General features: G+C 43.1%; 23 protein-coding genes. 8 read left to right on the top strand and 15 right to left on the bottom strand.

Annotated features, from left to right (window positions below; genetic code table 11):
• Nucleotides 1–84: 84 nt before the first annotated feature.
• From F897_RS01550 to F897_RS01535, 4 genes are all read left to right on the top strand, one after another.
• Nucleotides 85–720: an OmpW/AlkL family protein gene (locus tag F897_RS01550; RefSeq protein ID WP_005232519.1), complete on the top strand. Its 636-nt coding sequence runs from the start codon at nucleotides 85–87 to the stop codon at nucleotides 718–720.
• A 175-nt stretch (nucleotides 721–895) separates the two neighbouring features.
• Complete coding sequence (locus F897_RS01545) at nucleotides 896–1,240, top strand: lysozyme inhibitor LprI family protein (protein WP_005232518.1); 345 nt, start codon at nucleotides 896–898, stop codon at nucleotides 1,238–1,240.
• A gap of 154 nt (nucleotides 1,241–1,394) precedes the next feature.
• Nucleotides 1,395–3,314, top strand: coding sequence for a molecular chaperone HtpG (gene htpG, locus F897_RS01540; protein ID WP_005232515.1), 1,920 nt, complete (start codon nucleotides 1,395–1,397; stop codon nucleotides 3,312–3,314).
• Nucleotides 3,315–3,512: 198 nt separating this feature from the next.
• Nucleotides 3,513–3,785, top strand: coding sequence for a hypothetical protein (locus F897_RS01535; RefSeq protein ID WP_005232514.1), 273 nt, complete (start codon nucleotides 3,513–3,515; stop codon nucleotides 3,783–3,785).
• A gap of 70 nt (nucleotides 3,786–3,855) precedes the next feature.
• Here F897_RS01535 and F897_RS01530 read toward each other — a convergent pair whose 3' ends face one another.
• The 4 genes from F897_RS01530 to F897_RS17645 form a co-directional block, all read right to left on the bottom strand.
• Nucleotides 3,856–5,019 (bottom strand): hypothetical protein, encoded by a 1,164-nt coding sequence (locus F897_RS01530; protein WP_005232512.1) that lies wholly within the window; start codon nucleotides 5,017–5,019, stop codon nucleotides 3,856–3,858.
• A gap of 94 nt (nucleotides 5,020–5,113) precedes the next feature.
• Entirely contained in the window at nucleotides 5,114–6,532 is a 1,419-nt protein-coding gene (locus tag F897_RS01525) for a hypothetical protein (protein WP_005232510.1), read from the bottom strand.
• Nucleotides 6,533–6,541: 9 nt separating this feature from the next.
• Complete coding sequence (locus tag F897_RS01520) at nucleotides 6,542–6,721, bottom strand: hypothetical protein (RefSeq protein WP_005232508.1); 180 nt, start codon at nucleotides 6,719–6,721, stop codon at nucleotides 6,542–6,544.
• A 251-nt stretch (nucleotides 6,722–6,972) separates the two neighbouring features.
• Nucleotides 6,973–7,140 (bottom strand): hypothetical protein, encoded by a 168-nt coding sequence (locus F897_RS17645; protein WP_004781698.1) that lies wholly within the window; start codon nucleotides 7,138–7,140, stop codon nucleotides 6,973–6,975.
• 415 nt (nucleotides 7,141–7,555) lie between these two features.
• On the opposite strand from F897_RS17645, the gene F897_RS01515 reads away from it, so the two are divergent.
• On the top strand, nucleotides 7,556–7,756 hold the full coding sequence (locus F897_RS01515; protein ID WP_005232506.1) for a dodecin family protein: 201 nt from the start codon (nucleotides 7,556–7,558) through the stop codon (nucleotides 7,754–7,756).
• Between the two features lie 60 nt (nucleotides 7,757–7,816).
• On the opposite strand, the gene F897_RS01510 is transcribed toward F897_RS01515, so the two are convergent.
• The 4 genes from F897_RS01510 to ompR all read right to left on the bottom strand — a co-directional run bounded on the left by F897_RS01510 (nucleotide 7,817) and on the right by ompR (nucleotide 12,972).
• A complete protein-coding gene (locus F897_RS01510) occupies nucleotides 7,817–8,512 on the bottom strand; it encodes a DsbA family oxidoreductase (protein WP_005232505.1) in 696 nt (231 codons plus the stop codon).
• 201 nt (nucleotides 8,513–8,713) lie between these two features.
• The gene (locus tag F897_RS01505; protein WP_004781704.1) at nucleotides 8,714–10,231 is read right to left on the bottom strand and encodes an acetyl-CoA hydrolase/transferase family protein; all 1,518 of its coding nucleotides are present in this window, start codon (nucleotides 10,229–10,231) and stop codon (nucleotides 8,714–8,716) included.
• 205 nt (nucleotides 10,232–10,436) lie between these two features.
• Nucleotides 10,437–11,897 carry an ATP-binding protein gene (locus tag F897_RS01500; protein ID WP_005232503.1) on the bottom strand — a complete coding sequence of 487 codons (1,461 nt, stop codon included), beginning with the start codon at nucleotides 11,895–11,897 and terminating at the stop codon, nucleotides 10,437–10,439.
• Between the two features lie 310 nt (nucleotides 11,898–12,207).
• Nucleotides 12,208–12,972, bottom strand: coding sequence for an osmolarity response regulator transcription factor OmpR (ompR, locus tag F897_RS01495; RefSeq protein ID WP_004781707.1), 765 nt, complete (start codon nucleotides 12,970–12,972; stop codon nucleotides 12,208–12,210).
• Nucleotides 12,973–13,308: 336 nt separating this feature from the next.
• Between ompR and F897_RS01490 the strand changes: the two genes are divergently transcribed.
• Both F897_RS01490 and F897_RS01485 read left to right on the top strand, forming a co-directional pair.
• Complete coding sequence (locus F897_RS01490; RefSeq protein WP_005232501.1) at nucleotides 13,309–15,660, top strand: Tex family protein; 2,352 nt, start codon at nucleotides 13,309–13,311, stop codon at nucleotides 15,658–15,660.
• 81 nt (nucleotides 15,661–15,741) lie between these two features.
• Entirely contained in the window at nucleotides 15,742–17,709 is a 1,968-nt protein-coding gene (locus F897_RS01485) for a DUF2075 domain-containing protein (RefSeq protein WP_005232499.1), read from the top strand.
• Between the two features lie 36 nt (nucleotides 17,710–17,745).
• Here F897_RS01485 and F897_RS01480 read toward each other — a convergent pair whose 3' ends face one another.
• The 6 genes from F897_RS01480 to F897_RS01455 form a co-directional block, all read right to left on the bottom strand.
• On the bottom strand, nucleotides 17,746–18,063 hold the full coding sequence (locus tag F897_RS01480; protein WP_004781714.1) for a hypothetical protein: 318 nt from the start codon (nucleotides 18,061–18,063) through the stop codon (nucleotides 17,746–17,748).
• 61 nt (nucleotides 18,064–18,124) lie between these two features.
• The gene (locus tag F897_RS01475; protein ID WP_005232497.1) at nucleotides 18,125–19,201 is read right to left on the bottom strand and encodes a patatin-like phospholipase family protein; all 1,077 of its coding nucleotides are present in this window, start codon (nucleotides 19,199–19,201) and stop codon (nucleotides 18,125–18,127) included.
• Nucleotides 19,202–19,359: 158 nt separating this feature from the next.
• The gene (locus F897_RS01470) at nucleotides 19,360–20,979 is read right to left on the bottom strand and encodes an ABC1 kinase family protein (protein ID WP_005232495.1); all 1,620 of its coding nucleotides are present in this window, start codon (nucleotides 20,977–20,979) and stop codon (nucleotides 19,360–19,362) included.
• Nucleotides 20,980–20,991: 12 nt separating this feature from the next.
• Entirely contained in the window at nucleotides 20,992–21,705 is a 714-nt protein-coding gene (locus tag F897_RS01465; protein ID WP_005232493.1) for a ubiquinone biosynthesis accessory factor UbiJ, read from the bottom strand.
• A 14-nt stretch (nucleotides 21,706–21,719) separates the two neighbouring features.
• Nucleotides 21,720–22,664, bottom strand: a complete 945-nt coding sequence (ubiE, locus tag F897_RS01460; RefSeq protein WP_005232491.1) for a bifunctional demethylmenaquinone methyltransferase/2-methoxy-6-polyprenyl-1,4-benzoquinol methylase UbiE — start codon at nucleotides 22,662–22,664, stop codon at nucleotides 21,720–21,722.
• Between the two features lie 260 nt (nucleotides 22,665–22,924).
• A complete protein-coding gene (locus F897_RS01455) occupies nucleotides 22,925–23,629 on the bottom strand; it encodes a DUF8198 family protein (RefSeq protein ID WP_005232490.1) in 705 nt (234 codons plus the stop codon).
• 206 nt (nucleotides 23,630–23,835) lie between these two features.
• On the opposite strand from F897_RS01455, the gene pap reads away from it, so the two are divergent.
• A complete protein-coding gene (pap, locus tag F897_RS01450; RefSeq protein ID WP_005232488.1) occupies nucleotides 23,836–25,257 on the top strand; it encodes a polyphosphate:AMP phosphotransferase in 1,422 nt (473 codons plus the stop codon).
• Nucleotides 25,258–25,305: 48 nt separating this feature from the next.
• On the opposite strand, the gene F897_RS01445 is transcribed toward pap, so the two are convergent.
• Complete coding sequence (locus F897_RS01445; RefSeq protein ID WP_004781723.1) at nucleotides 25,306–25,809, bottom strand: hypothetical protein; 504 nt, start codon at nucleotides 25,807–25,809, stop codon at nucleotides 25,306–25,308.
• Nucleotides 25,810–25,918 lie beyond the last annotated feature (109 nt).

The raw sequence follows: 25,918 nt of genomic DNA, 5'->3' as shown, positions 1-25,918 counted from the left end.
TATTGCATATTAATTTAAGCCATGTTTATTATTAGTTAAGAAATATTTTCTTAATAATTATTTTTCCCTTGGGGGTATTTTAAAATGTTAAAGCAAATAGCTCTAATTGCATTAATGGGTCTTTCAGCATCTGCGATGGCAGGGCAATGGCAAGTGAAAGTGGGGGCTTCTGTATTAGCACCTACTCAGGAAACTGACCTGATTCCTGGTGTAGTTGAAGATGCTAAAGCAAGTAGCGAACTCAATTTTACTCCTTCAGTCGAATATTTCTTCAATGACAATATTTCAGCCGAATTATTATTGGCTACCCCATTTAAACATGATGTTGAGATGGCGGGTGATGTGAAAATTGCATCATTAAAACATCTACCACCAACAATCACAGCCAAATATAATTTTAAAAATTCAAGCCGCTTTACTCCATATATCGGTGTAGGTGCTACGGTATTCATTCCATGGGATGAAGAATTTAGCCAAACTGCAAAAGACGCATTAGGTGTAGCAAAGCTTGATGCAGATGTTGCTTATGGGGTAGCTGGCCAAGTCGGTTTTAACTTCCAGCCAGCGGATGCAAAAAACTGGGGTGTCTTTGTTGATGCACGTTATGCAGACTTAGATACAGATCTGGAAGCAAAGACTGCTGATGGGACAAAAATTAATTTAGGTGAATTTGGAATCGATCCTTGGGTTTATACGATCGGTTATAGCTATAAATTCTAAGCTCCAATTTTTTGGTTTACTTTTTCCAAAAGCTTCATCAAGAATGGGGCTTTTTTTCAAAATAACAACGATTTATAACGTATTGAAATTGAGCAGATTGGCAATACTCAAATATATTAAAACGAATAAAGTAAATATTAATTGAATACGACTTAATAATAAGGAAGATCAAAGCATGAGTTTTTTGTCGAAGAGTCTTTTGATCTTCAGTACGCTGTTTATTTCACAGAGTTATGCTGCCAGTTTTAATTGTCAGAAAGCGACAACTGCGACTGAGAAAACAATTTGTGAACATCGTTTGCTGAATGATGCGGATGTCAAAATGAGTACCAGCTATAACATCTTGCGCCGTATGGTGCCGATGGGAACACGTTCGGTAATTCAACGCGATCAGGTGAAATGGCTGCAATTTCGTGACCGCTGCCAGGAATCCGTATCCTGCTTGAGTCAGGTTTATAACATGCGTCAGCAGCAGCTGGATCTGCATTTCGATCGTATCTATAAACTGGGGCCTTATTAAGTCTTGTCCATCCCATCAATTAAACTGATAAAAATGAAAGTCATAAAAATATTTTTTGCGAAAAAATTATTTTGATGCTATTGAAAATTATTGAACTCACTCCATTCATATAGGCAGCAGTTAACATCTGTATCTAAAATAATAGGAGTGATTCATGAGCGATTTAAGCGTACAAAAACACAGTTTCCAGGCTGAGGTAGCGCAGTTACTGCACCTCGTGACCCATTCGCTTTATTCAAATCCTGAAATTTTCCTGCGTGAATTGATTTCTAATGCTTCAGATGCGTGTGACAAATTACGTTTTGAAGGGATCAACCATCCTGAATATTATGAAAATGATCCTGACCTTCGCGTACGTGTTAGCCTCGATCCAGAAAATAAAACTATTACTATTTCAGATAACGGGATCGGTTTAAGCCAGCAAGAAGCCATTGAAAATCTGGGGACGATTGCCAAATCAGGGACCAAAGACTTTATGTCAAAACTGACGGGTGATCAGAAAGCTGATGCGCAGCTGATTGGCCAGTTTGGTGTCGGTTTCTACTCAGGCTTTATTGTGGCTGATAAGATTACTGTAGAATCACGTCGTGCCGGTACGGATACCTCAGAAGGGGTGCGCTGGATCAGTGGCGGTACTGGTGAATTCGAAGTTGAACAAATCACTAAAGAAGGTCGTGGTACCGATATTATCCTGCATCTGCGTGAAGATGCGCTGGATTATCTGCAAAGCTATAAAGTCAAACAGATCATCAATAAATACTCAGATCACATCAGCTTGCCAATCCAGATGCAAAAAGAAGTCTGGCAGGAAGAAGAAGCTGCTGAAGGGGAAACACCAAAAGGCGGTCAATATGTGAAGACCGATGAGTGGGAAGCGATTAACTCGGCCAGCGCACTGTGGACTCGGAATAAATCTGAGATTACTGAAGAGCAATATACCGAATTCTATAAAAACCTAACCCATGATTTTGCTGCACCATTGGCTTGGGCGCATAACCGTGTTGAAGGTAGTACTGAATATACTCAACTGCTTTATATCCCAAGCAAGGCACCACAGGATATTTTCACCCGTGAAGCCAAAGCCGGCATCAAACTCTATGTGAAACGTGTCTTCATTATGGATGATGCGGATAACCTGATTCCAAACTATCTGCGCTTTGTACAGGGTGTGGTGGACAGTGCCGATCTGCCATTAAACGTGAGCCGTGAATTGCTGCAGGAAAGCCGTGATGTGAAAACCATCCGTGAAGGCAATACCCGCCGTATTCTGACCACTTTGGATAATCTGGCAAAATCTGAAGATGAAAAAGATCAGGAAAACTTCAAAACTTTCTACCGCGAATTTGGCGCGGTGCTGAAAGAAGGTCTGGGTGAAGATTTCGGTAACCGCGAACGTATCTTGAAACTGCTGCGCTATGCAACTTCGACCAATGATGAAGTGAGCACTTCATTGGCGGACTATAAAGCACGCATGAAAGAAGGCCAGAAAGCGATTTACTACATTACCGCTGAAAGCCTGAATGCTGCGAAAAACTCACCACAACTGGAAGTGTTCAAGAAAAAAGGCATTGAAGTATTGCTGATGTCAGAGCGTGTTGATGAATGGGCAATGAACTTCGTGCATGAGTTTGATGGTACACCATTGCAAAATGTCTCTAAGGGTGCAGTGGATCTAGGTGATTTACAAGATGCGGAAGAGAAAAAAGCACTTGAAGCTGCTGCTGAACAGTTCAAACCTGTGGTTGAAAAGTTGACAGATTCTCTGAAAGATAAAACTAAAGAGGTGCGTGTAACGACTCGTCTGGTTGATTCACCAGCGTGTCTGGTCACAGGAGAAGGGGAGCTTTCTCCACAACTGATCCGTATGCTGAAAGATGCAGGTCAGCCTGTACCTGATGTTAAGCCGATTCTGGAAATTAATCCGGAACATCCATTGGTGAAAAAACTGGAAGGTTCTGCCCAGTTTGATGATCTGGCCAATGTAATCTTTGATCAGGCGATGATTGCAGAAGGTGGCCTACCAGAAAATCCGGCTGAGTATGTAAAACGTATTAACAGTCTATTGTTGGGTTAATTTTTATATTTCAAAAATCCCTCTACGGAGGGATTTTTTATATTCTGAATTTATCGTTTAAGACTTGAATTCCCCTTTAATGATTTAAAAAAGCGATAGCCAGAATAAAAAAATACCTTTAAGTTTTAAATCTAAAAAATAGATAATAATTAAAATATTAATTTATAATAACGATTATTAAGTTGAGAGAATTCTCCCATGAAAAAATCACTGATGATGAGTCTGAGTGCAATCATTCTGATGTCAATAAGCGCAGCCACAATGGCCGATACTGAGTCCAAAAAAGTGACTCGTAGCGATCGTATTACTTTTCAGGCACCAATGAAAAAAGAAGCGCCAAAAGTAAAACGAATGCAGCGTACAGACCGCGCAGTATGGAATATGCCACAGATGGAACAGCCTTCTTTGCAGCAAAAACGTGTGATTCGTAGTGATCGTATTGCCTTTACAACGGTTGAGCACCGCCAATAAAAACTTATTGGATTCAGTCATTAAAAAGCCCATATTTTATGGGCTTTTATAGTTTCGGATTTGTTCAAATTTAGAAAATGGCCTCAAGACGTACCATCGCACCCAGATAATGGCTTCGGTCCAGTCGGTCATCATTCAGATAGTTCAGGTCGCCTTGCACAAAGAACCATTCACGTAAGAAAGGCTGTCTCCAGGACACATAAGGTCCCCAGCGATTTAAGCGTAAATCTTTATCATCCAGATAGCCGCCCGTATAGATGCCATAGTTAAAGCGGTTGCCCTGGAAAAATTGATGCTGTCTGAAGGTATAGTTGTCCCAGGTCAAATCGTCTTCCTGCTCATCTGCATAGGTTAAACTTAACTGATTGGAAAAAAAGGCCTCATTGGGACGAGCATGGATCAGTTCCAGGTTGGTCCGCAAATAATTTTCACTCTGCAATCCATAGCGATAAATCTGTTCGGCATGAAAAGAGAAGTCATTCTGCATCGCCCAGTCTTTACTGATTTTGGCCCGTACATAGATATCATCCCCAGAACGTACCCCCAGATCCAGATCGCTATCGAAAGGTAGGCCATTTGAAAATTCTGACCAGCGTAGTGCAAACGAGCTGTTGTTTTCACGGGTACGGCGAATATCCAGATTTTTATCCCGGGCATTGCCAGGATTTTCATTGGTAATTGCGACATTGCTATCCAGTTCGTTATCCAGGCTGTCATCACCAAAGACCAGACTTAACTTTTGTTCCAAGGTTGGAAGCTTGATTTTTCCTCGAATCCTCGGCTTGATTTCATAGTTTTCATATTTGTCCCAGCTATTATCCAGGATGATTCGCAAAGTCGCAGTTGCTGGCTCATCCGGGTTGGTCTGGCCAAACCAGTTATCAATCTTATGTGCGGTGCGGTCTGCCCATTCACGGATTCTTTTCTGCTTTTTGTCAGCCCAAGATTTATCTTCTGTTTCTTCGGTGGTGGGCACCATCGCTTCGTCTGACTGTTCAGGTAAAATCGTAGGCGTGGCATCGATCAAGCGTGGAATCTGATCTAAAATACCTGTACCTGTACCTGTACCTGTACCTGTACCTGTACCTGTACCTGTACCTGTACCTGTACCTGTACCTGTAGGCTGTTCTGTTTCTGCAGGTTCTGTAGGAGATGCTTCTGCCCAAACTGGGCTACTACTTAATCCCACGCCAAGTGATAGCAATAAGATTCGAGTAATTTGGTTTATTCGCATGAGTTGATTCTTGCTCTTATCGTATTTTATTTACTGCGCTAGTTTTCTAAAAAATAAGGAAAAAAAGCAAGGATAAACTACATAACTACATCAATTATTTAATGATTTGTGCCTGAATTGCCATATAAAAATCTAAAACCCGTACCGGCTGTGACAATCCTAAAACAATTTGATGAATTTTTTGCCAATTCAAATCCTTATCACGTTTGAGCATTAAATAAGGATAAGCGATTTCCTGATTGGACAATGCCAGGCGACGTTCTCCATGAATCACCCGAATTTTCTGATGTTCCTGTAGCAATAAAATTGGAGTAGAAAAATCAGCGGGCGCTTCCTCAAAATTGATAAATTTCTTTTGATGAATACACCGAGCCGGAATATAGGCATAGCTTTCCTCAGGCATCCAGACCGTTTCGGCTTGTTGCAGATATATTTCACTGAAAAGATCTATCTGATCAAGACAGGCACCTAAAGCTGCCCATGATATGGATTTTATCTCTATACAACGCCGTCCACGTTGCGTGCCCCAGTGCTGGATACAGGAATTGGCCTGCAAGAGGCTCGGTGCGCCTAAGAGCATCAGATATTTCAGACCTTGCCCTTGCTGATCGGTCTGCATGGAGAGATAAACAGGACGTGCCTGCCAGTGCTCTTCCTCGGCATAATATAGCGCTATTTCCAGATCGGCCGGTTGGGAGACAGTCGGTTGTAATTCTAGGGCACAGAGACGCCGTATAGTCGCTCCAGCATGTTCTAATGGATGCAGCAGAGCAGAGAATTCACCTAGCTGTATAGATTCAGGGAAAGTAATATTTTCATCTATTATCAAAAGAGAGGATGAACTATCTGTGTTGTCTATTTCTATAGACAGCTCAGCTGTTTTAGCTTCTTCTGTTTCGCTAGTTGCTCTGTCTAAATCAGGTTTAATTGTTTTAGACAGTTGAGGTGCAGTGATCTTGGTCTGGATCTGCAAACTGCCCTGATGATAACGCGCGATTTCCAGGGTAAGCGTATCGAATTCGGCATCCTGAACAGATAAAGCCGGAATATCCAGTTGGGGATCGAGAGGAAAATATGCGCCTTGTTGCTGTTGTTGTAAAAGCCAGTTGCGGGAATTTACTAATTCATCCCATTCACTATGTAAAAAATCAGATTGGTCTACAGGACCCAACCAGATTTGCCAGCCTTTTTGTGGCTGATGAAAAAAGGCCCAACCTGTTTCTGAATGTGCAGTGAGTGCCTGTTGCAGCTGGACAAGGTCCTTAAAATAACCGCGATAACGGTGATGAAACTGGGTGCTCGCTGCAAACTGATGTGCTGCCATCTCCGGCTGGACACGGGATTTAAAACTTAAAATCTGATTTTTAAAAACAGGTTCATCACAGAGATGAAAAATATCCTGGAGTCGTTTTTTGGTTCGGGCGGCTTCATATAAACTGAGGGATTTATGTTCTAGTTGCTGCCCCAATTCATTTAATTCTTTAATTAATTTTGCTTTTTCTAAAGCATTCATTTTAGCTCTCTAGATATATTTGAGTGCTTTATCCAGTGTCTTGGCCATGATTATATTGACCGCGAGTTCTACCAGTTTGTATTCGATAGAGTTGGGATCTGGATAACGCTCAGCCATTTCAATCAAAAAATCCACAGAAATTGCCTGCGGAGAAATTTTTCCCTGTATTAATGCTTGAAGCTGGTTCATAACAAGAAAGTCTGAAATCAATAAAAGATCAGGTTCTGATTATAAGCATCTGTTTGACAAAATACTTGATTATTTTGAGTATTTTTTAAGCGAATTTGGTAGTTGTTTTTGAATAAAAAGTGAATGAAATCAAAATAAAAAATAATGAGGTTTTTAATGCTCTTTAAATAGAAGAACAAGTTAAATTTTCGAAGCCCTGAAATAAAAACAGGCTGAAGAATTCAGCCTGCTGGGAGATTTCGCTTAAAGACTTAAGCCGCTTTTTCAGTTTCTGCAGTTGCAGTATCTGTTGCTACAGTTTCAACTGGTGCTTTGCTCACAGGGAAATCTGGAAGATAAACCACTTGAGCCATTTGTGCTGAAGCTTGTAGAGAAAAAGCCATCACAGTTGCTGCGCATAAAAATTTAACAGTTTTCATAACATGACCTTTTGATATCTGGGTGTTCAAGAGTTTGAACAAGGGAAAAGTTAGTCCTAAATCACGTGAAAAATAATATCAAATGGCAATTAATAAAAAATGATCAAATCGGCAAGAAAAGCAACTAAATTTAGATAAAATACTCTATAAAACAATGTATTAGAATATTTGCTCTAGACGGTTTTGGATTGTTTTTTATACATTTTTTAGATGTTTTAGAAGCTTTTAAGCAAACATTTATTTGTTGATTATCGAAAATAGAGAACTAGATTTAAATTTTTTTAAAACAGTAATGACAGATTAGTATTTGTTCATTCCCTGTAAGTTTTTGCTATCGCTTGTTTGCTAAGAGCTGTAGAGAAATTTAAATCAACTAAGATGAATGTTTCTATCTTCACAGAGTGAGTGTTGAATCATGGCAATTGCAAAAGTGGTAGAAGTCAATTCAAGCAGTAGTAAAAGCTTTGAGGATGCAATTCAGACTGGCATCGCGAAAGTCACAGAGACGATTAAAAATGTTCAAGGTGCTTGGATCAATGAACAGAAGGTCGTTATTAATGACAATAAAATTACCGAATATCGTGTCAATCTAAAGATTAGTTTTCTGGTTGAATAATTCATATCATCCATAAAAAATCCCCATCTTGAATGGGGATTTTTTGATTTGATTTAGTTTTTATTCAGGCTTTGCCGGAACATCACAAGCATCTGTAGAACACTGATCAGCTGCTGGCTGTTCCTGTGGCTCCTCTAATGCCTTTTCAAGGACTTGCAAGAAAACTTCCTTCGGCTGAGCACCTGCCAAAGCAATACGCTGGTCAAAAACGAAGAAAGGTACACCGGTAACTTTGAGCTGGTCACGCGCTACTTCCTGGTCAAATTTAACAAAATCCGCAAATTCATCCGAGTCGAGTAAATCATCTACTTCAACCGGGTTCAGGCCAATACGCGCTGCGACATCTTCCAGCGTTTCACGTTCACCAATTGGCAGGCCTTGCGTCATATAGCTGTAGAAAAAGGCTTCCTGAGCTTCATTGCCTAGACCTTTGCTTTGTGCCAGGTGAATGATGCGATGCGCATTCAAGGTATTGCCAGAATTGGCGCCTTCCCAGTTAAATTCAATGCCTTCCTGTTTAGCCATGGCTGCAATATTGCGCTGCATGTCTTCAACTTCTGGCACTGAGCGGCCATATTTTTGTGCCAAACGCTCAGAGTTGGAAACTTCCTGACGGACTGGTGCTTCAGGATCTAGCTGAAAACTATGCCAATGGACTTCAAGTTCAATCCCACTTTCCTTTGCAGCAGCTTCCAGACGTTTTTTACCAATATAGCAAAAAGGGCAGACCACATCTGACCAAATATCTACGCGCATGTCATGTCTCTAATCTTTGTCTTGGTAGAAGTATGAGGGTGAAGAACTGGAATTTAAAGCCCTGCATCCAAACTAAGTGCAGTTTAATCATTCAAAATATTTAAGAAGTTAATCTGATCAGATTTTTATAGATGGATTTGTCCTTGTTTATTTATTTTTCCATAAAAAAACGCCCCGTAGGGCGTTTTCTGAATCGGTCAATTAAGCAGTTTTGACTGCAGCTTCTACTGCAAGCATATGACCATTTTCTTCAAAGTTAGAGTGCCAAGATAATGCTTCACGAAGCAGGTGAGGTGTATGGCCACCTTTCGCACATGCACGGTCGAAGTAGTCATTCAATGCATCACGGTACATTGGGTGTGCACAGTTATCGATGATCGCACGAGCACGTTCACGTGGCGCCAGACCACGAAGATCTGCCAGACCTTGTTCAGTTACCAGAATATCTACATCATGTTCAGCATGGTCTACGTGAGACGCGAATGGTACTACTGAAGAGATGTCGCCACCTTTCGCAATTGATTTGGTCACGAAGATTGCCAAGTGCGCATTACGTGCGAAGTCACCTGAACCACCGATACCGTTCATCATTTTGGTACCACAAACGTGAGTTGAGTTCACGTTACCGTAGATATCGAATTCAAGCGCAGTGTTGATCCCGATAATACCTAAACGACGTACCAGTTCAGGGTGGTTAGAGATCTCTTGTGGACGTAATACCAGTTTGTCTTTGTATTGCTCAAGGTTGTTAAATACTTTCTCGCCATATTTAGCAGAAAGTGTAATTGAAGAACCTGAAGCAAACTTCATCTTACCTGCGTCGATCAATTCAAAGGTACAGTCTTGTAGTACTTCTGAGTACATGATCAAGTCTTCGAAGTTTGAATCTTTCAGACCCGTCAATACCGCATTTGCGATTGAACCAATCCCTGCTTGAAGAGGCCCGAGGTTTTTCGGTAGACGGTCTTCAGCCACTTCTTTTTCAAAGAAAGCGATCAAATGGTTGGCAATACTTTGAGTCTCATCATCTGGTGCGGTCACAGTAGATGGAGAGTCATGCAATTCGCTGTTAAATACGATACCAACAATTTTAGATGGATCGATATTGATCGCATGCGTACCGATACGCTCATCCACTTGAGTCAATGGAATCGCTTGACGCGTTGGACGATATGTCGGGATGTAGATATCGTGCAAGCCTTCAAATGCCGGGCTTAAATTCGTATTGATTTCTACAATCACTTTTTCAGCAAAAATTGCAAAACTTGCAGAGTTACCTACAGAAGTTGTTGGAATGATGCCGCCATCTTCAGTGATCGCAACTGCTTCAATTACCGCTACATCAGGTTTTTTCAACTGCTGGTTACGCATCTGTTCAACTGTTTCAGACAAATGCTGATCGATGAACATCACTTCGCCTTTATTGATCGCTTTACGTAAAGTGTTATCGACCTGGAACGGTAAACGGCGTGCCAATACACCAGCTTCAGTCAATTGTTTGTCTAGATCGTTCCCTAGTGATGCACCAGTAATTAACGTGATCTTTAATGGATTTGCTTTTGCGCGTTGTACTAAAGCTAAAGGAACCGCCTTCGCTTCACCAGCGCGAGTAAAGCCACTCATACCCACAGTCATACCATCTTCGATGAATTCAGCAGCTTGTTCAGGGCTGATGACTTTGTTGTGTAGGGAGGCTAAACGGATACGATCTAAAGACATTTCAACTCTCATAAATTCTTAAATAATGATACGGATTGTACCGATCAAAAAATGTATTTTGCATAGGTGTTAGGCTAAGGTCTAATTTTTTAGCTAAATGTAGGTATAATGAAAAATGATGTTTTTTAAATAATTGAATTATTGAAAATTAAAATGAATTGTATAGAAATACTAAAAAGTCGTTTGATGCTTTTGTGATCACTTACTAGAAGTGATCAGTGAGCGTTTGACGAATTTTATCCAAGGTGGTTGGGGCAGTAGGTGCCTCTGAATCTGCTGTTTTCAGAGGTAAGGCAATAATGGCTTCCAGACCGCCTTCAGGCCGATTCTGGATATGCAGCTCACCTGAGTGAATATCTACAATACGTTTGACAATGGCCAGACCCAGACCACTGCCTTGTACGGTACGCGCAGAATTTCCACGAACAAAGGGTTGCATCAGCGCTTCAATCTGGTCTTCTGGAATCCCTTCACCATGATCGGCCACACTGATCATCAGTTTATGGTCCTGCACATAGGCAGCAAGCTCAATCGGTTCTGCACCATAGCGTTTCGAGTTGTTGATCAGGTTACCAATCAGGCGTTTCAGCGACATACTGCGTACTTCAACCAGTGGTATCTCTTGAGGTGTAAAGCGAATATCGAGTGGCTTAAACTGCTTGACCAGTTCCTGCAACAGTACATTGACATTGGTTTCTTGCAGCTCTTCATCGGAGCCATCCCGCATATAGGAAATGAACTGGTTCAGAATGGCATCCATATCCTCGACGTCATAAATCAGGCCTTCCTTGAGAAAGTCTTCATCCGGCATCATTTCTGCGCTAAGACGGATACGGGTCAACGGTGTACGCAGGTCATGTGAAATCCCCGCGAGCATGATTCGACGATCACGCTCGGTTTGATCCAAGGTATAAATCATCTGGTTAAAGGCATGATTCACCTGACGGATTTCCAGCGGACCATGATTGGTATCCAGATAAGGAGCGGAACCATTTTTACTATAGCTGTTTGCTGCATTCTGCAAGCGGCGTAAAGGGCGGTTCAGCTGACGCACCAGGGTCAGGATAATAATTCCGGCAATGAGTGGCGTACCCAACAGCCAGCCTAGAATCAGTTCAGGGCTATAGTTGGCATAGGTTTTAAGAGGCTCACGTACCCAGTTGCCATTCATTTCTGGAGTTTGAATCCAGATGCGTGGACTTGGCTTGAACTGGAAATAAACGGTTGCCTGTTCGATTCTTAATTCTTTGGCCAGTTTGGTTTCAATCTGGTTAGTAAAGAATTCGGCAATGACCTTGTCTTTTACATTCGGATATTCAGCCGGATTGGTGACATATTCGATTCCGATCCGGTTTTTGAGCCAGGTATCAATATCGACTTCCTGTTCTTTATGATAAAGACGCAGGTCCGGATTATTGAGAATTTCCAGCTCCATAGCCAAATAACGTGCATGTTGCTGAATTTCAGGTAAATAAAGTGTGCGCCAGAAAAACCAGATTGACATGAACAGGCTGAAACAGACCACAAAGACCACCAGTACAGTGGTTCGCATTGCTGCAGAGCGCGGTTTGATTTTGTCCAGAAAGCGTTCCCAAGGGGTACGTTTTTTTTCTGAGTAGCTGACAAAATCGGTAAATTTTTGTGGGTCGATGGGGTCGAGTTTCACTGAGCAATCCTGTGCTATGACTTCAGCAAATTATTATGAGTTGATTAAAAGGCCTTATCACACCGGAGTCAAACCATCTGTAATTTAGATATAGGTTGAAACCTTCGGTTCGACCTACTTTTGTTTCGGCAAAAGTAGGCAAAACCATTTTCATTCGCAAAACTCGTCAAATTGCGGCAAGTAATCAATTTATCGCAGAAACATTAGAGATGAATACCTCCTGCCTCAAACAGTTGCGAATGAATTTGTCACGTAATTAAAAACTAAATTGATAGACGGACGAATATTTTACTTTCTTCTAATAAGAAAATTATTCAGCACCATCTGGAACAAACACATAACCGACACCCCAAACGGTTTGAATATAACGCGCACGGGCAGGGTTTTCTTCAATCAAACGACGTAAGCGTGATACCTGAACGTCAATTGAACGTTCCATCGCACCCCATTCACGACCACGCGCCAGATTCATCAGCTTGTCACGAGTTAAAGGTTCACGTGGGTGTTGTACCAGCGCTTTTAATACTGCAAATTCACCGGTAGTTAAGGTCACCACCTGTCCTTCACGAGTCAGAGTACGTGTCGACAGATCCAGTGACCAGGGGCCAAAGGATACCACTTCCATTTGCTGGCTAGGAGCGCCTGGAACTTCACGGACTTGACGACGCAAAACTGCACGGATACGTGCCAGCAATTCATTTGGATTAAATGGTTTAGGCAGGTAATCATCTGCACCGGCTTCCAGACCTGCAATACGATCTGAATCGCTGCCACGTGCGGTGAGCATAATGATTGGAATATCAATATTCGACTGGCGTAGGCGACGACAGATGCTGAGGCCGTCTTCTACAGGCAACATAAAATCGAGCACAATCAGAGAAAACAGTTCCCGCTGTAATAGTCGATCCATCTGGGTAGCATCGTGCGCAGTTTTAACGACGAAGCCTTTATCTTCAAGGAAACGTTGTAACAGGGTACGCAGACGCACATCATCATCGACAACCAGGATGCGCTCGACCCGGTCGGTTTCGGTATGTACAGCATCGGGTTTTTCAGCAGGTACCACTAAACTCATGAGGTGCTCCTTTATTCTTTATTGTCGTCATAAACAAAAAATGAAATATGCTTTGAGTATACGATTCATTACTATTAATTGACTATGCTCTAAAGCATCAAATATTGCAGTTAAAATCAAGACATAGATACCAAATATATACATCTATATGCGAAAAAAATCGTCTCGGAACAAGAATAAAATGCAAAGTTCATGCAAACTTTAGTGGAAAAACTGGAAAACGATCGTATACGGTTATCTGAAGCTTATATAAATTAATAAAAACAATGGTGGATTTTATAGACCTGGTCTTTATAATCATGCCATTTAGTACTTATCCTTGTGGGATCAAACACGATGACTGACTTAGTTCAGCAGTTGGCAAAAGAACTTGCCGTACGTCCAAATCAAGTAGAAGCTGCCATCAAACTGATTGATGAGGGTGCCAGCGTTCCTTTCATTGCACGTTACCGTAAAGAAGTAACGCAGGGCTTAGACGATACGCAACTACGCCAGCTCGATACACGTTTATCGTATTTGCGTGATTTATATGAACGCCGTGAAAAGGTAATCGAATCACTAAAAGAACAAAATAAATTATCTGATGATTTATTGGCACGGGTGAATGCGGCAGAAACTAAAAATGCCCTAGAAGAAATTTACGCACCATACCGTCCAAAACGTACCAGCAAATCGTTTAAAGCCAAAGAAGCCGGTTTAGGTCCGATTGCAGAAAAAATCTTTACTGAAGCCGTGGATCCAGCAGAAGCTTTAGCGGGCTTTAGCCATGAAGATTATCCAGATCAGGAAAGCCAGCTCGATGCAATCCAGCACATCCTGATTGATGACTGGGCACAGAATATTGCGTTGACCACTGAGCTTAAAGCAATGTTTGCTAAAACTGCCGTGCTGAAAAGTCTGGTCGCTAGCGAAGAGAAAAAAGAAGTTGGTAAAAAATTCCGTGATTACTTCGATTTCTCTGAAAATCTGAACAAGGTACCTTCGCATCGCTTATTGGCAATGCTACGTGGCCGTCAGGAAAATGTACTGGGCCTTAAAGTAGATGGCGAAGATGATGCACCATTGGCACGTATTGAAACTGAATACAACCTGGATACCATTCAGCCGCAATCTCGTCAGGATTTCTTAAAGCAAACTGCGAAACTGTTCTGGCTTGGTAAAGTTCGTCCAACGATCGAACATTCATTATTGACTGAAAAACGTCTGGCTGCTGAAGCTGAAGCAATGCAGGTCTTTGCTGAAAACCTGCGTCATTTACTGCTTTCTGCGCCTGCAGGTGCCCGTACAACTCTGGGTGTAGACCCTGGTATCCGTACTGGTGTGAAACTGGCAGTGGTGAATGAATCAGGTGATGTACTGACACATAGCACCATTTACCCATTTGCACCGAAAGATGATAAAGAAGGTTCACTGACTGAATTGGCGCGTCTTTGCCGCGAATTCAATGTTGACCTGATTGCAATCGGGAATGGTACGGCCAGCCGTGAAACTGAAGCATTGGTTGCTGAAATGATGGCTGCAAATAGCGACCTGAAATTGACCCGTGTTTCTGTTTCAGAAGCGGGAGCTTCTGTTTACTCAGCATCTGAACTGGCTTCTCAGGAATTGCCTGAATTGGATGTATCGATCCGTGGTGCAGTATCAATTGCACGCCGTCTGCAAGATCCATTAGCAGAACTGGTGAAAATCGATCCTAAGTCCATTGGTGTAGGTCAGTACCAGCATGATGTAAACCAGACCGGTCTGGCAAAAACTCTTGAAGCAGTCGTTGAAGACTGTGTGAACTCGGTCGGTGTGGATGTGAATACTGCATCTGCTGCGATTTTGGGTTATATCGCAGGTCTGAACAAATCAATCGCGCAGCAAATCGTGGACTTCCGTAAGGAAAATGGCCGTTTTGACAACCGTCAGGACCTGAAAAAAGTGCCACGTCTAGGTGAACGTACTTTTGAACAGGCAGCGGGTTTCTTGCGTATCCAGCAAGGTTCAGAACCATTAGATGCGTCTGCAGTTCACCCTGAATCTTATCCACTGGTATCTAAAATTGTTGAAGCGAAAGCAACGACTGTAAAAGATATTATTGGCAATACTGAAATCATTCGCCAGGTCAATGCTGAAGAGTTTGTCGATGATAAATTCGGGCTGCCAACCGTTCAGGACGTTTTGGCTGAACTGGAAAAACCTGGCCGTGACCCGCGTCCAGAATTCCGTACCGCAAAATTCCGTGATGATATTACTGAAGTGGCTCAATTGACTGAAGGCATGCAGCTGGAAGGCGTAGTCACCAATGTGACTAACTTCGGTGCTTTCGTGGATGTTGGTGTACATCAGGATGGTTTGGTACATATTTCTGAATTAGCCAATGAATTTGTGGCTGATCCGCATAAAGTGGTAAAACCAGGTCAAATCGTACAAGTTCGTGTACTGAACGTTGATGTGGAACGTAACCGTGTCAATCTGTCGATGCGTCCTGAAGGTTCGGAAGCGCCAGCGAAAGCACCACGTCAACCACGTCGTGACAATGAGCAACGCGGTGAGCGCAAGCCACAAGGCAAACGTCCACAGCATGCACGTCCACAAGGTGACCGCCCGCATGGCAAGAAACCTCAAGCGGCTAAACCACAAGAAAATAAAATTGGTGGTTTAGGAGCACTATTACTTCAAGCCGGGATTAAAGGTTCGAAATAATCTTTAGGCTCTAAACGAAAAACCTCCCAAAAGGGAGGTTTTTCGTATCGACAATATTAAAAAATCTCAAAGAATCTAAAAATGCTAAGAAGTTATTATCAAAGTTCCATCCAAGATTTTTTATCTAGCTCAAATGACTTAATCTTAGGTAATTTGGCACAGCATCATGAATTTGCACTTGAAGATTTACAGAAAAATGCTTGGTTAGCACAAATAGATATTTTAAAAGCAAATTTAGTTGGTATAGCAAAGGGTCATCTTTACTTTGAGTACAGCATTCCTCGAATGGGGAAGCGTGCTGATAATATTCTGATTATTCGTAATTTAATCTTTGTTATTGAGTTTAAGGTTGGGGAAAGTTTTTACTCTACAACTGCAAAAAATCAGGTGATTGATTATTGCTTGGATTTAAAGAATTTTCATTCACAAAGTCATGATAAAAAAATTATTCCAATTCTTATAGCTACTGAAGCGGATACACAAGAGATCATTTGGGAGGATGTAGATGATCTTGGAGCACCCATTTGTTGTCATCAGTACAATTTAAACCAAATGATTCTACAGGCTCTTGCGCATTATGATGTGGGTATGGACATTAATATCCAAGAGTGGAATCAAGCCAGCTATAGACCGACACCCACAATCATTGAAGCAGCGAAAGCACTTTATCAAGGACATCAAGTTGAAGATATTTCCAGAAGTGATGCAGGGGCGATTAATTTAAAAATAACTTCAGCACGTATTGAACATATTATTGAAACAACAAAAGAAAAACGACATAAGGCAATTTGTTTTCTTACAGGAGTACCGGGTGCTGGAAAAACATTAGCAGGGCTGAATATTGCTAACCAGCGACTAAAAAAAGACGAATCAGAACATTCAGTTTTTCTCTCGGGCAATGGCCCACTTGTTGATGTGCTAAGGGAAGCGCTGATTCGACAAACAGTCGAAACAGCAAAAACTGAAGGTCAACTTGAAACCAGATCAAGTGCTGAAAGAAAAGCAAAAGCTTTTATTCAAAATATCCATCACTTTCGAGATGAGTACTTAAGGTCATTAGAAGCTCCTATTGAAAAGGTGGTAGTATTTGATGAGGCACAAAGAGCTTGGCGCAAAGAACAAGTTTCTAACTTTATGAAGCAAAAAAAGGGAATTCAGAGCTTTGATAAATCTGAACCACAATTTTTGATTGAGGTAATGGATCGGCACACAGATTGGTGTGTGATTATTTGTTTGATCGGTGGCGGTCAAGAGATTAACACTGGAGAAGCAGGGGTTATCGAATGGTTAGATGCTTTACAACAGCATTATCCTGAATGGCAGATTTATTATTCTGAGAAAATTTTAGAGGATCGTGTCTATATACAAGATCAAAGCCGAAAGCATCATTTAATTCAGTATGGTAATAAAGAACCTGATTTACATTTGGCGGTATCAGTAAGGTCGTTTAGAAGTGAAAGAGTTGCTGAACTTGTCCAAGCAATTTTAGATGGGGATGCGACGAAAGCACAACATATTTATAGCCAAGTTATAAAATCCTATCCAATTGTTTTAACAAGGAACTTGGAAAGAGCCAAGTCGTGGCTAAAACAACAAGCTAAAGGGACAGAGCGTTACGGCATGGTTGCGAGCTCAGGCGCAAGAAGACTCAAAGCAGAGGGGATTGATGTTAAAAATAAAATCACACCATCTGATTGGTTTTTGAATTCTACAATTGATGTACGTTCTTCATATTACTTAGAAGATGTCGCCACAGAATTTGATATTCAAGGATTAGAATTAGATTACTGCTGTGTTGCGTGGGATATTAATTTTTACTTTAAGGATGGTTGGTGTTATCAAGCATTTAAAGGAACAAAATGGCAGAACATCAATCAGATGGAAAAGCAAAAATATCTACTGAATACTTATCGTGTTTTGTTGACTCGTGCGCGTCAAGGAGTGGTGATTTACCTACCGAATGTAGATGATAATGATTGGACCAGACCGAGTGAATTGTATGATTCAACATATCAATTTTTAAAAGCCTGTCATCTCAAAGAAATTTAAAAAAAGCCTCCCCATCGGGAGGTTTTTTATTTTGGATTAACTATTAATAATCGGAACAATCCAGCTGGTAATAATCAATAAAATACCCAGATGTCCCAGTTTACGTGTCACATAAACCAGTTTAGACGGTGGTTGTTCCAGCTGTTTGGCATACTCTTCCATGGTGATGCCTTGTTTGCCTTTACTAGTATATAAAAACACACCCAAATCCAGACAGATCAGAATGGTACCAATATCTGCCACCAGTTCCATCAGCTCAAATTGCTGGGTATACAGCGACATGCTAACGCTATAAATCAGATAAAGTCCAAAGGCTATACATGCATATTGCAGGATCACTAAAAATTTCTGCATAAATCTCAACAGTTCAAAAAATTAAGGCAATTATACAAACAATTCGGACAGACTGCGCCCATTACAGACTTTGCATCACATCGGCAAAATTCTGCTTCTCGACTAGTTCCAGAAATTCATCTCCCAAGCGCTGACTTTCTGCAATACATTGCTTCCAGAGCTGAATCCGCTGGGCTTGATCCAAACCCTTCAAAGTGAAGTCCTTACGATCCGGTAAACGACCCAAAGGCAAACTTTGCTGATATTCCTGAGAGGGAGAAATTAGCAAAGTTCGTGCCTGATTTTCCGGGCTTGCCGTGCGTTTAAACAGCTTATCGAACCAGCCAGGAGTAATGCTGTCAGTAAAATGCGGATACAGCACGATGCCTTTGCTCTGAAACGGCAGGTCAATATGATAGTCAATCAAGCCACCATCACGATAATAACCTTGCGGTGCATCCGGAATATTATTGACCGCTGCCATCACGCCCGGAATAGAAGCAGAAGCCATCAGCCATGACAAAACACTTTGCTCAGTCAGGGCATGATAATGTGTAGTAAATCCATCATCGGCAATTTTAAACTGTTCACCGGTATTCGGCTGGCTGATCACACGTTGCATAAAATGGCGACTATGTTTGCGCGCTACAGCGGTAGTTCCCACAATGCCAGCTACAGAGGCGAGTAGGGGGAGCGCCTTGTCACTTTGGAAAATGTGCTGGGCTTTAATCGATAATACCGTCAGATGATAATCTGGATGATTCACTAAATCGGTTTCTTTGCCTTGTACCAGATCCAGCAGCATGCCACGACAAACGTCACTGACCTCCTTACGGGTCATTTTCTTGTGAAAGTATAGATGGGTATACAAGTCGGCAAGACGTTCAGTGCCTGCTTTGGCTCCCCACGCCGCGACACTGGCAAAACGCCAGCTGCCAATGGATGAACCGACTAGCGTTCTACGCTGAGGGGCACGGGGGAAAAACTCGCCAAAAATGGCCTGATCCAGTCCCTGAATGCCAATACCCTTGGGGCCACCTGCAGCACCCGGCACAATATCGACCTGTTCGGGTTGCAAACCTTCTTTCAGAATCAGCTCACGAGCCTGATGCCCAGCACGGATTTTCAGAGCAGGCGCATGTTTTTGTAAAATCTGCATAAAGGTTCAACCCATATTTGACCAATGAGGACATATTTTAAGCATCTGGTCACAGAGCCCAATGGCAAGATGTATCCTAAAGTGACTTAGGAGTCATAGGGGAGGAGAAAAATAAAAAAACCTGAACAATGTCAGGTCTTTTAAGAAGGTTATTTCAGTTATTTTGCAATCCGCCAGACTGCGAGTACGCTTGCCAGTACGATCAAAATCACTGACACAAACCATGGTGAAATGATCGCAATCGAAAGCAGAATGGCCATGATGCTGCCAAAAATCCAGCTACGTTTTTGCTGATGTTCCATTTGCAGGCGCATGCTTTGCAATTCATTAAGCTGCTTGGCATGCCAGGCGGACTGGTTTTTCAGACCGTTCAGGCTGTCGATCATCAGGGTCGGTAGGTCCTGCGCGCCCAAAAGCAGATCCGGGATTTTTTGTCCGAGTTCCTTGATATTCTTTTGCGGATTCATCTGGGCTTTGACCCAATCGGTGAGGATGGGTTTCGCCAGACTCCAGATATCCAGTTCAGGATATAAATCTGTTCCCAGGCCTTCCACATGTACCAATGTTTTCAGTAACAACATCAGTTGTGGCGGGATTTCCAGATGGAAACGACGGGCGATGTCCATGACCTGAATCAGAATCCCGGCAAAATCCAGTTCATGCATCGGCTTGGAGACCATTGGACCCACGGTACGACGCATTTCGCGTGCTAGTGCGTCCTGATCGGTACCTGGTGGAATCCAGCCGGCCTGATGCACAATCTGAATCAGCTGCATGAAGTCACTGTTCATGACCGCCAGCAGCATACGTGCCACGGTCATCTGGTCATGCTTGGACAGCTCTCCCATAATCGCGCAGTCCAGCGCAATAAAGCGCGGATTGGCCGGATTGATAGTTTCAACAAAGACATTACCCGGATGCATATCCGCATGGAAGAAGTTGTCGCGGAACACCTGAGTAAAGAAAATCGTCAGACCTTTACGTGCCAGATCAGCACGGTCCATACCCAGTTCATCAAAGGTGGCAATATCCGAAATCGGAACACCGGTAATCCGTTCTGCCACCAGCACGTCCTTACTGTCCATATAGACTTCAGGCACATACATCATGCTGGAGCCAGTGAAGTAGTAACGCATACGGCGGGTATTGTCCGCTTCCAGAGTCAGGTCCAGCTCATTCAGAATGATCTGGCGATAGTCCTGAATAATTTCTGACAAATGCAGGGCACGCGCTGCTTCCAGACGTTTTTCCAGAAAATCACCCAGCCAGCTTAGAATTTCAAAATCCTGCAAGATCTGCTGGCGAATATTCGGACGGGTCACTTTGACCACCACTTCACGGCCATCATGCAGGGCTGCGGTATGCACCTGTGCAATCGAGGCAGCTGCCAGTGGCTGAACATCAAATCGGGCGAACAGGGTATTTACATCCGCTTTTAATGATTCCTGAATACGCATCTTGGCGACATCATTATCAAAAGGCTTAACCTGATCCTGTAACAGGACCAGTTGTTGCAGCACTTCAGGCGGAATCAGGTCACGACGGGTCGAAAGCAACTGACCCAGCTTGATTGCCAGCGGTCCCATTTCTTCCAGTGCCAGTTTCAGCTTGAGTGGATTCTTACGCTCACGGCTAGACCAGGCTGCCGGATGCATACGGATCAAAGATAAAATATGCCGGGCTTTTTCAGGAAGTTCTTCCGCAGGAAACAACGTGTCGAGTCTATAGTGCGCGGCGATGCGCCAAAGTTCGAGTAGACGTGAAACATGCGGAATCATAAAGCGGTGTACCTAGTATTGAGAAGGAATATGAGGTGTAGCTGGAGTAAATGGCTGATCAGTAGAATCGTCAGATTCAATCTGTGCCTGAAGCTGACGGATTTTGGCTTCAACGCGATCCAAATTCTGATTCAGGATGCGAGTATCCTGATTCAGGTCATCCATTTGCCAGCGCGGGGCAAAGAGACCACTATCTTCTTTCAGGGCATCTTCAGCAAAAAATAACTGGCTTTGTAAAGTGCGTTTTAAATGCTTCGGAGCCAGCTGCAACTTGCCAATTTCATGTGCCAGAGCAGGGCCAATCCAGGGACTCAAATGAGCTGCCAGATCAGGCTCAGCCTGCTGCATGATGCGCTGGATTTCTTGCAGAAGTTTATAGTCACCTTGCAATGGAATATTGCCGACTTCATCAGCAAGCAGCAGTTTAAGCAGCTCTACGACATTGCTCACCTGCAGCGTCGCCGTTGCTTCAGGAGTTTGAGCACTATTGGCTTCATAAGGGCGCTGTTCAAATATCGAAGAGTCTTCAGTATGACCGGTTGGCGTTGGCTCCAGACGAACCTTGCCTTCATCAAAGAAGACATCGACGGACAGCTGCGGTGAAGTAATGACCACCCGCAGCATTTTCCCAGCCAAAGCATTGAGCTGAATGCGGGTAATCGCATCCAGATCAATCATATGATGAATCAGGCGTTCAACAGCACCGAGTGCGAGAAGTGACCACATATTGGGTACAACCCTTAAAGCTTGAAGCCACGGTGAACGGCAACGATACCGCCGGTCAGATTGTGATAATCACAGTTCTGGAAGCCAGCATTTTCCATCATACCTTTTAAAGTACGTTGGTCTGGATGCATACGGATTGATTCAGCCAGGTATTTATAGCTTTCTGAATCATTCGCCACGATTTTGCCCATGATTGGTAAAGCGGTGAATGAATACAGGTCATACAGTTTTGAAAATGGCTCGAAGACTGGTTTAGAGAATTCCAGAATCAGTAAACGGCCGCCTGGCTTAAGCACACGATACATGGCTGCCAGTGCTGCATCTTTATCGGTCACGTTACGCAAACCAAACGAAATGGTCACCAGATCAAAGCTGTTATCGGCAAATGGCTCTAGAGTTTCTGCATTCGCCAGAACGAAATCAACATTGGTACAGCCGGCATCAATCAGACGGTCACGGCCAACATTCAGCATGGATTCGTTAATATCAGACAGTACTACATGACCGGTAGGGCCCACTTCACGGCTAAATACTTTGGCCAGGTCACCCGTACCGCCCGCAATATCCAGCACATGCTGGCCACGGCGTACACCTGACATATTAATCGCAAAACGTTTCCATAGACGGTGAATACCGAATGACATCAGGTCATTCATGATATCGTATTTGCTGGCCACCGAATGGAATACTTCAGCCACTTTCTGGGCTTTTTCATCACTGCTCACGGTCTTGTAGCCGAAGTGTGTGGTTGGACCGACGTTACCGGTATTGGCACCGCGTGGCAGGTTATATTTAGGGACAGTTCCAGTCACAGGGGTATCGGTCAGGCGTTGTTCTAGAGATTGTTGCTGACCTTGTGGAGCGCCTTGCGGAAGCGGAGTGGTTAAGAATGGGCTCACTTTGTCTGTCTGTTGTGCCGACTCGGGTGTAGGGGTAGGCGTTTGATTTTCATTCGACATTGGAGTCACTCCTAACATATCAATCGGGTTAATCTTGCATTGCCTGCATAATGACAGATTCTTGGATGTTATTCAGCAATCATGATGCAATTGTTATGAATAATATACAGAAAAATAGGAATGTGGGCGGAAATCTTCACCGCCAGTGATCGAATAATTCATATGATTTATCACTGGCAATGTCCTGCCATACAAACCCGAAAATATCAGGATCAGGCAGGACCGCAAGCCTTCCTCATCATGGATGGGAAAGGAATCTATTATTGAAATGGCATTGGGTCGCCTGAATGCACCTTATCAATAATGCCACGTTCAATCGCAGTAAAGTCATGCACGAATTTTTCTGCCGATTTTAACGGTTTCATGGCCTGGAAACCGTCCTGCATAAACTCATACATCACCTGAAAATGATATTTATTGGCTGCACCTTTACACATCTTGAAAGCGGTATAAACCACAAAGGAACGCATATATTTATCCAGGCTAACACCTAGCTGATCCAGCAATGCCAGCTGTTTCAAGCGTGCTTCCCCCTGATCCAGTTTCAGATAGGTCACGCGCATCATTTCATCGGTCAGTGGTGTGTTGGCAGGATAATCCTCTAAAAGCTGGATTGCGACCTGTTCATCCAGTTGCACGGCCAAGATCGCCAGTTCTACGCCTGAGGTTCCGGTTTTCAGGGCATTTTCCGGAATCATTTTTTCTGCCTTGTGCGCATATTTCATCAGTCGGGCAATCTGTTCGGCCAGTGCGTCAAAGTCTGGGCCGCCATAGAGCCGATTCAGGAAATATTCGGCCATCAGCTGGTTATTTTTTTCAGAAAAATGCTGATGATGGCTGCGCTGCATCCGTGCCTTTTGCCATGCCTGCACATCCTGTAAACGGCTTAAAATTTCAGGCTGAGTGTGATACTTCAGCTGATAATACTGTTCTAAGAGTTCATCTAATCGGGCAAGTTTGGACATGTATTTTCAAATATGATTTTTCGATCTCAGAATCTTAGAGGGTGTGGCGCAATCTCGCTATGACAAATTGATCAATGATTCCTTATTTGAATGTCAATTTGCTGTTTAAACAGACAATCTAATCGTGTGAAAAACGTTGCTAACGCTATTTTTGCCTTCAAACTCCTCGCTATACTGCCCACAAGAATAAAAGATGAGGGATCTCCATGCGTACAGAAGAACAAAGTTTCCAGTTAATGGATGAAGACAAGCTATCCCTTGCGCTGATCAATGCCCAGTATGATCTAAGGAAAACCCAAGGTCAGAAAAATGGCAAAAGCCTGATTGTTCTGGTCAATGGAATCGAATTGGCAGGTAAGGGTGAAGCAGTCAAACAGTTACGTGAATGGGTAGATCCTCGTTATTTGCAGGTAAAGGCCGATCAGCCGCAAGTATTAGGAGAAAAACAGACCTTCTGGCAACCCTATACACGGTTTATTCCTGCCCAGGGCCAGATCATGGTCTTGTTTGGTAACTGGTACAGCGATCTGCTCAGAACCACCATGCAGACCAGTGCCATTGATGATGCCCAGTTTGATGCCTATCTGGAGGATATGCGTACCTTTGAGCAGGATCTGAAAAATAACTATGTTGATGTGGTCAAGGTCTGGTTTGATTTGCCCTGGAAAACGCTACAAAAACGCCTGGATCAGATTGATCCGAGTGAAATGCAATGGCACAAACTGCATGGCCTGGACTGGCGCGACAAAAAAAAGTACGACACCGTGCAGTGTTTGCGAGAGCGGTTTACTAAAGACGAAGACTGGCTGATCATTGATGGGGAAGATGAAAAACGGCGTGACCAGCAGTTTGCGCAGCATATTTTGCAGTCTTTAAAACATTGTCCTAATCATCCGGTTCGAGCCGAGGGACGATGGAAGCAAGCCAAAATTCCAGAATTATTGCAGCATCCTTCGCAAGAGCTTGCCAAGACAGAGCACTATAAGGCGGAACTGAAAAAACTGTCTCCTCAGGTGGCCAAGGCGCTGCGCTCAGACCCACGCAATGTGATTTTACTGTTTGAAGGGATGGATGCAGCAGGCAAGGGCGGAGCGATCAAGCGGATTGTGAAAAAGCTGGATCCACGTGAATATGAAATCCAGACCATCGGGGCGCCGGAAAAATATGAACTGAATCGACCTTATTTATGGCGTTTCTGGAACAAGCTGCAAACTGATGATGATATCTGTATTTTTGACCGTTCTTGGTATGGTCGGGTGCTGGTAGAACGGGTAGAAGGCTTTGCCAGTCCGGCAGAATGGCAGCGGGCCTATGATGAAATTAACCGATTTGAACAGAGCCTGATTAACCATCAAACCGTAATTATTAAATTTTGGCTGGCGATTTCCCAGGAAGAGCAGGCCGCCCGTTTCAAGGCGCGTGAAGATACTCCACATAAGCGTTTTAAAATCACCGATGAAGACTGGCGTAACCGGGAACGTTGGGAGGATTATTTAAAAGCGGCCGCCGACATGTTTGAACGTACGTCGACAGAACAGGCACCATGGCACATTATCGCCACTGATGATAAAAACACCGCTCGGGTCGAAATTTTGAAAACAATTTTAAAGCAGCTTCAGGCAGATTAATCTGCCTGAATTATGAAAATTTTGAGGATAAAAAATGGGGCGGGCAATTTATTTGCTTTGAGCAATCTGTTTTTGCTGAATATTTTTTGCTGTGCGATAGCAATCTTCCACATGCGCTTCAGCAATTTTTTTCATCACAAAATAACCGAGGCTCGCGGCTACCAGTTGACCACCGAGTGGAATGAATTTTGTGACTTGCTTTGTGATCACTTTCGCTGCAACATTGTTCAAAGATTTTTTGACTGCTGTGCGTGCCACCACCAGACCGGAAAACTCGATTCCGCGTTTACGCAGTTCATTCCAGTGCACCTGCTTGGTTGCAGGATCAAACACACTGATCTGTTCAGGGGCTAGACCAAAGCGGGCATTGATCTCCGGAATCAGTTGCGACAGAATGCCGACATCAATGACCACGTCCAGAAATGGCACCGGAATCACAGCTGCTCCGGCAGAATAATAGGCACGTTTTTTGGTTAGCTCTAAGCACTCGTTGCGAATTCTGTCTAAATCTAAACTTGGATCGATACGATCTGGAATTTTGTCTAATTTCATGGGCATTACCTAAAGCTAGATGTTGTTTTTTCTGTTCAAACATCAATAAGATGCTTTTTTCAAAGAACTTTTTTGACTGAAGTATGAGTTTTAAAGTGACATAGACAGT

The organism is Acinetobacter variabilis, from assembly GCF_000369625.1.
GTDB lineage: Bacteria > Pseudomonadota > Gammaproteobacteria > Pseudomonadales > Moraxellaceae > Acinetobacter > Acinetobacter variabilis.
Note: the sequence above shows the minus strand (reverse complement) of the source record. Positions and strands in the feature narration are given on the sequence as shown.

Bases quoted from the DNA above. Each gene is read 5' to 3' on its own strand.
- F897_RS01535 (WP_005232514.1), top strand. From the start codon at position 3,513: ATGAAAAAATCACTGATGATGAGTCTGAGTGCAATCATTCTGATGTCA.
- F897_RS01510 (WP_005232505.1), bottom strand. From the start codon at position 8,512: ATGCGCGTAGATATTTGGTCAGATGTGGTCTGCCCTTTTTGCTATATT.
- F897_RS01485 (WP_005232499.1), top strand. From the start codon at position 15,742: ATGCTAAGAAGTTATTATCAAAGTTCCATCCAAGATTTTTTATCTAGC.
- F897_RS01530 (WP_005232512.1), bottom strand. From the start codon at position 5,019: ATGCGAATAAACCAAATTACTCGAATCTTATTGCTATCACTTGGCGTG.
- F897_RS01545 (WP_005232518.1), top strand. From the start codon at position 896: ATGAGTTTTTTGTCGAAGAGTCTTTTGATCTTCAGTACGCTGTTTATT.
- htpG (WP_005232515.1), top strand. From the start codon at position 1,395: ATGAGCGATTTAAGCGTACAAAAACACAGTTTCCAGGCTGAGGTAGCG.
- F897_RS01515 (WP_005232506.1), top strand. From the start codon at position 7,556: ATGGCAATTGCAAAAGTGGTAGAAGTCAATTCAAGCAGTAGTAAAAGC.
- F897_RS01550 (WP_005232519.1), top strand. From the start codon at position 85: ATGTTAAAGCAAATAGCTCTAATTGCATTAATGGGTCTTTCAGCATCT.
- F897_RS17645 (WP_004781698.1), bottom strand. From the start codon at position 7,140: ATGAAAACTGTTAAATTTTTATGCGCAGCAACTGTGATGGCTTTTTCT.
- pap (WP_005232488.1), top strand. From the start codon at position 23,836: ATGCGTACAGAAGAACAAAGTTTCCAGTTAATGGATGAAGACAAGCTA.
- ubiE (WP_005232491.1), bottom strand. From the start codon at position 22,664: ATGTCGAATGAAAATCAAACGCCTACCCCTACACCCGAGTCGGCACAA.
- F897_RS01520 (WP_005232508.1), bottom strand. From the start codon at position 6,721: ATGAACCAGCTTCAAGCATTAATACAGGGAAAAATTTCTCCGCAGGCA.
- F897_RS01505 (WP_004781704.1), bottom strand. From the start codon at position 10,231: ATGTCTTTAGATCGTATCCGTTTAGCCTCCCTACACAACAAAGTCATC.
- F897_RS01445 (WP_004781723.1), bottom strand. From the start codon at position 25,809: ATGAAATTAGACAAAATTCCAGATCGTATCGATCCAAGTTTAGATTTA.
- F897_RS01525 (WP_005232510.1), bottom strand. From the start codon at position 6,532: ATGAATGCTTTAGAAAAAGCAAAATTAATTAAAGAATTAAATGAATTG.
- ompR (WP_004781707.1), bottom strand. From the start codon at position 12,972: ATGAGTTTAGTGGTACCTGCTGAAAAACCCGATGCTGTACATACCGAA.
- F897_RS01490 (WP_005232501.1), top strand. From the start codon at position 13,309: ATGACTGACTTAGTTCAGCAGTTGGCAAAAGAACTTGCCGTACGTCCA.
- F897_RS01470 (WP_005232495.1), bottom strand. From the start codon at position 20,979: ATGATTCCGCATGTTTCACGTCTACTCGAACTTTGGCGCATCGCCGCG.
- F897_RS01480 (WP_004781714.1), bottom strand. From the start codon at position 18,063: ATGCAGAAATTTTTAGTGATCCTGCAATATGCATGTATAGCCTTTGGA.
- F897_RS01465 (WP_005232493.1), bottom strand. From the start codon at position 21,705: ATGTGGTCACTTCTCGCACTCGGTGCTGTTGAACGCCTGATTCATCAT.
- F897_RS01475 (WP_005232497.1), bottom strand. From the start codon at position 19,201: ATGCAGATTTTACAAAAACATGCGCCTGCTCTGAAAATCCGTGCTGGG.
- F897_RS01455 (WP_005232490.1), bottom strand. From the start codon at position 23,629: ATGTCCAAACTTGCCCGATTAGATGAACTCTTAGAACAGTATTATCAG.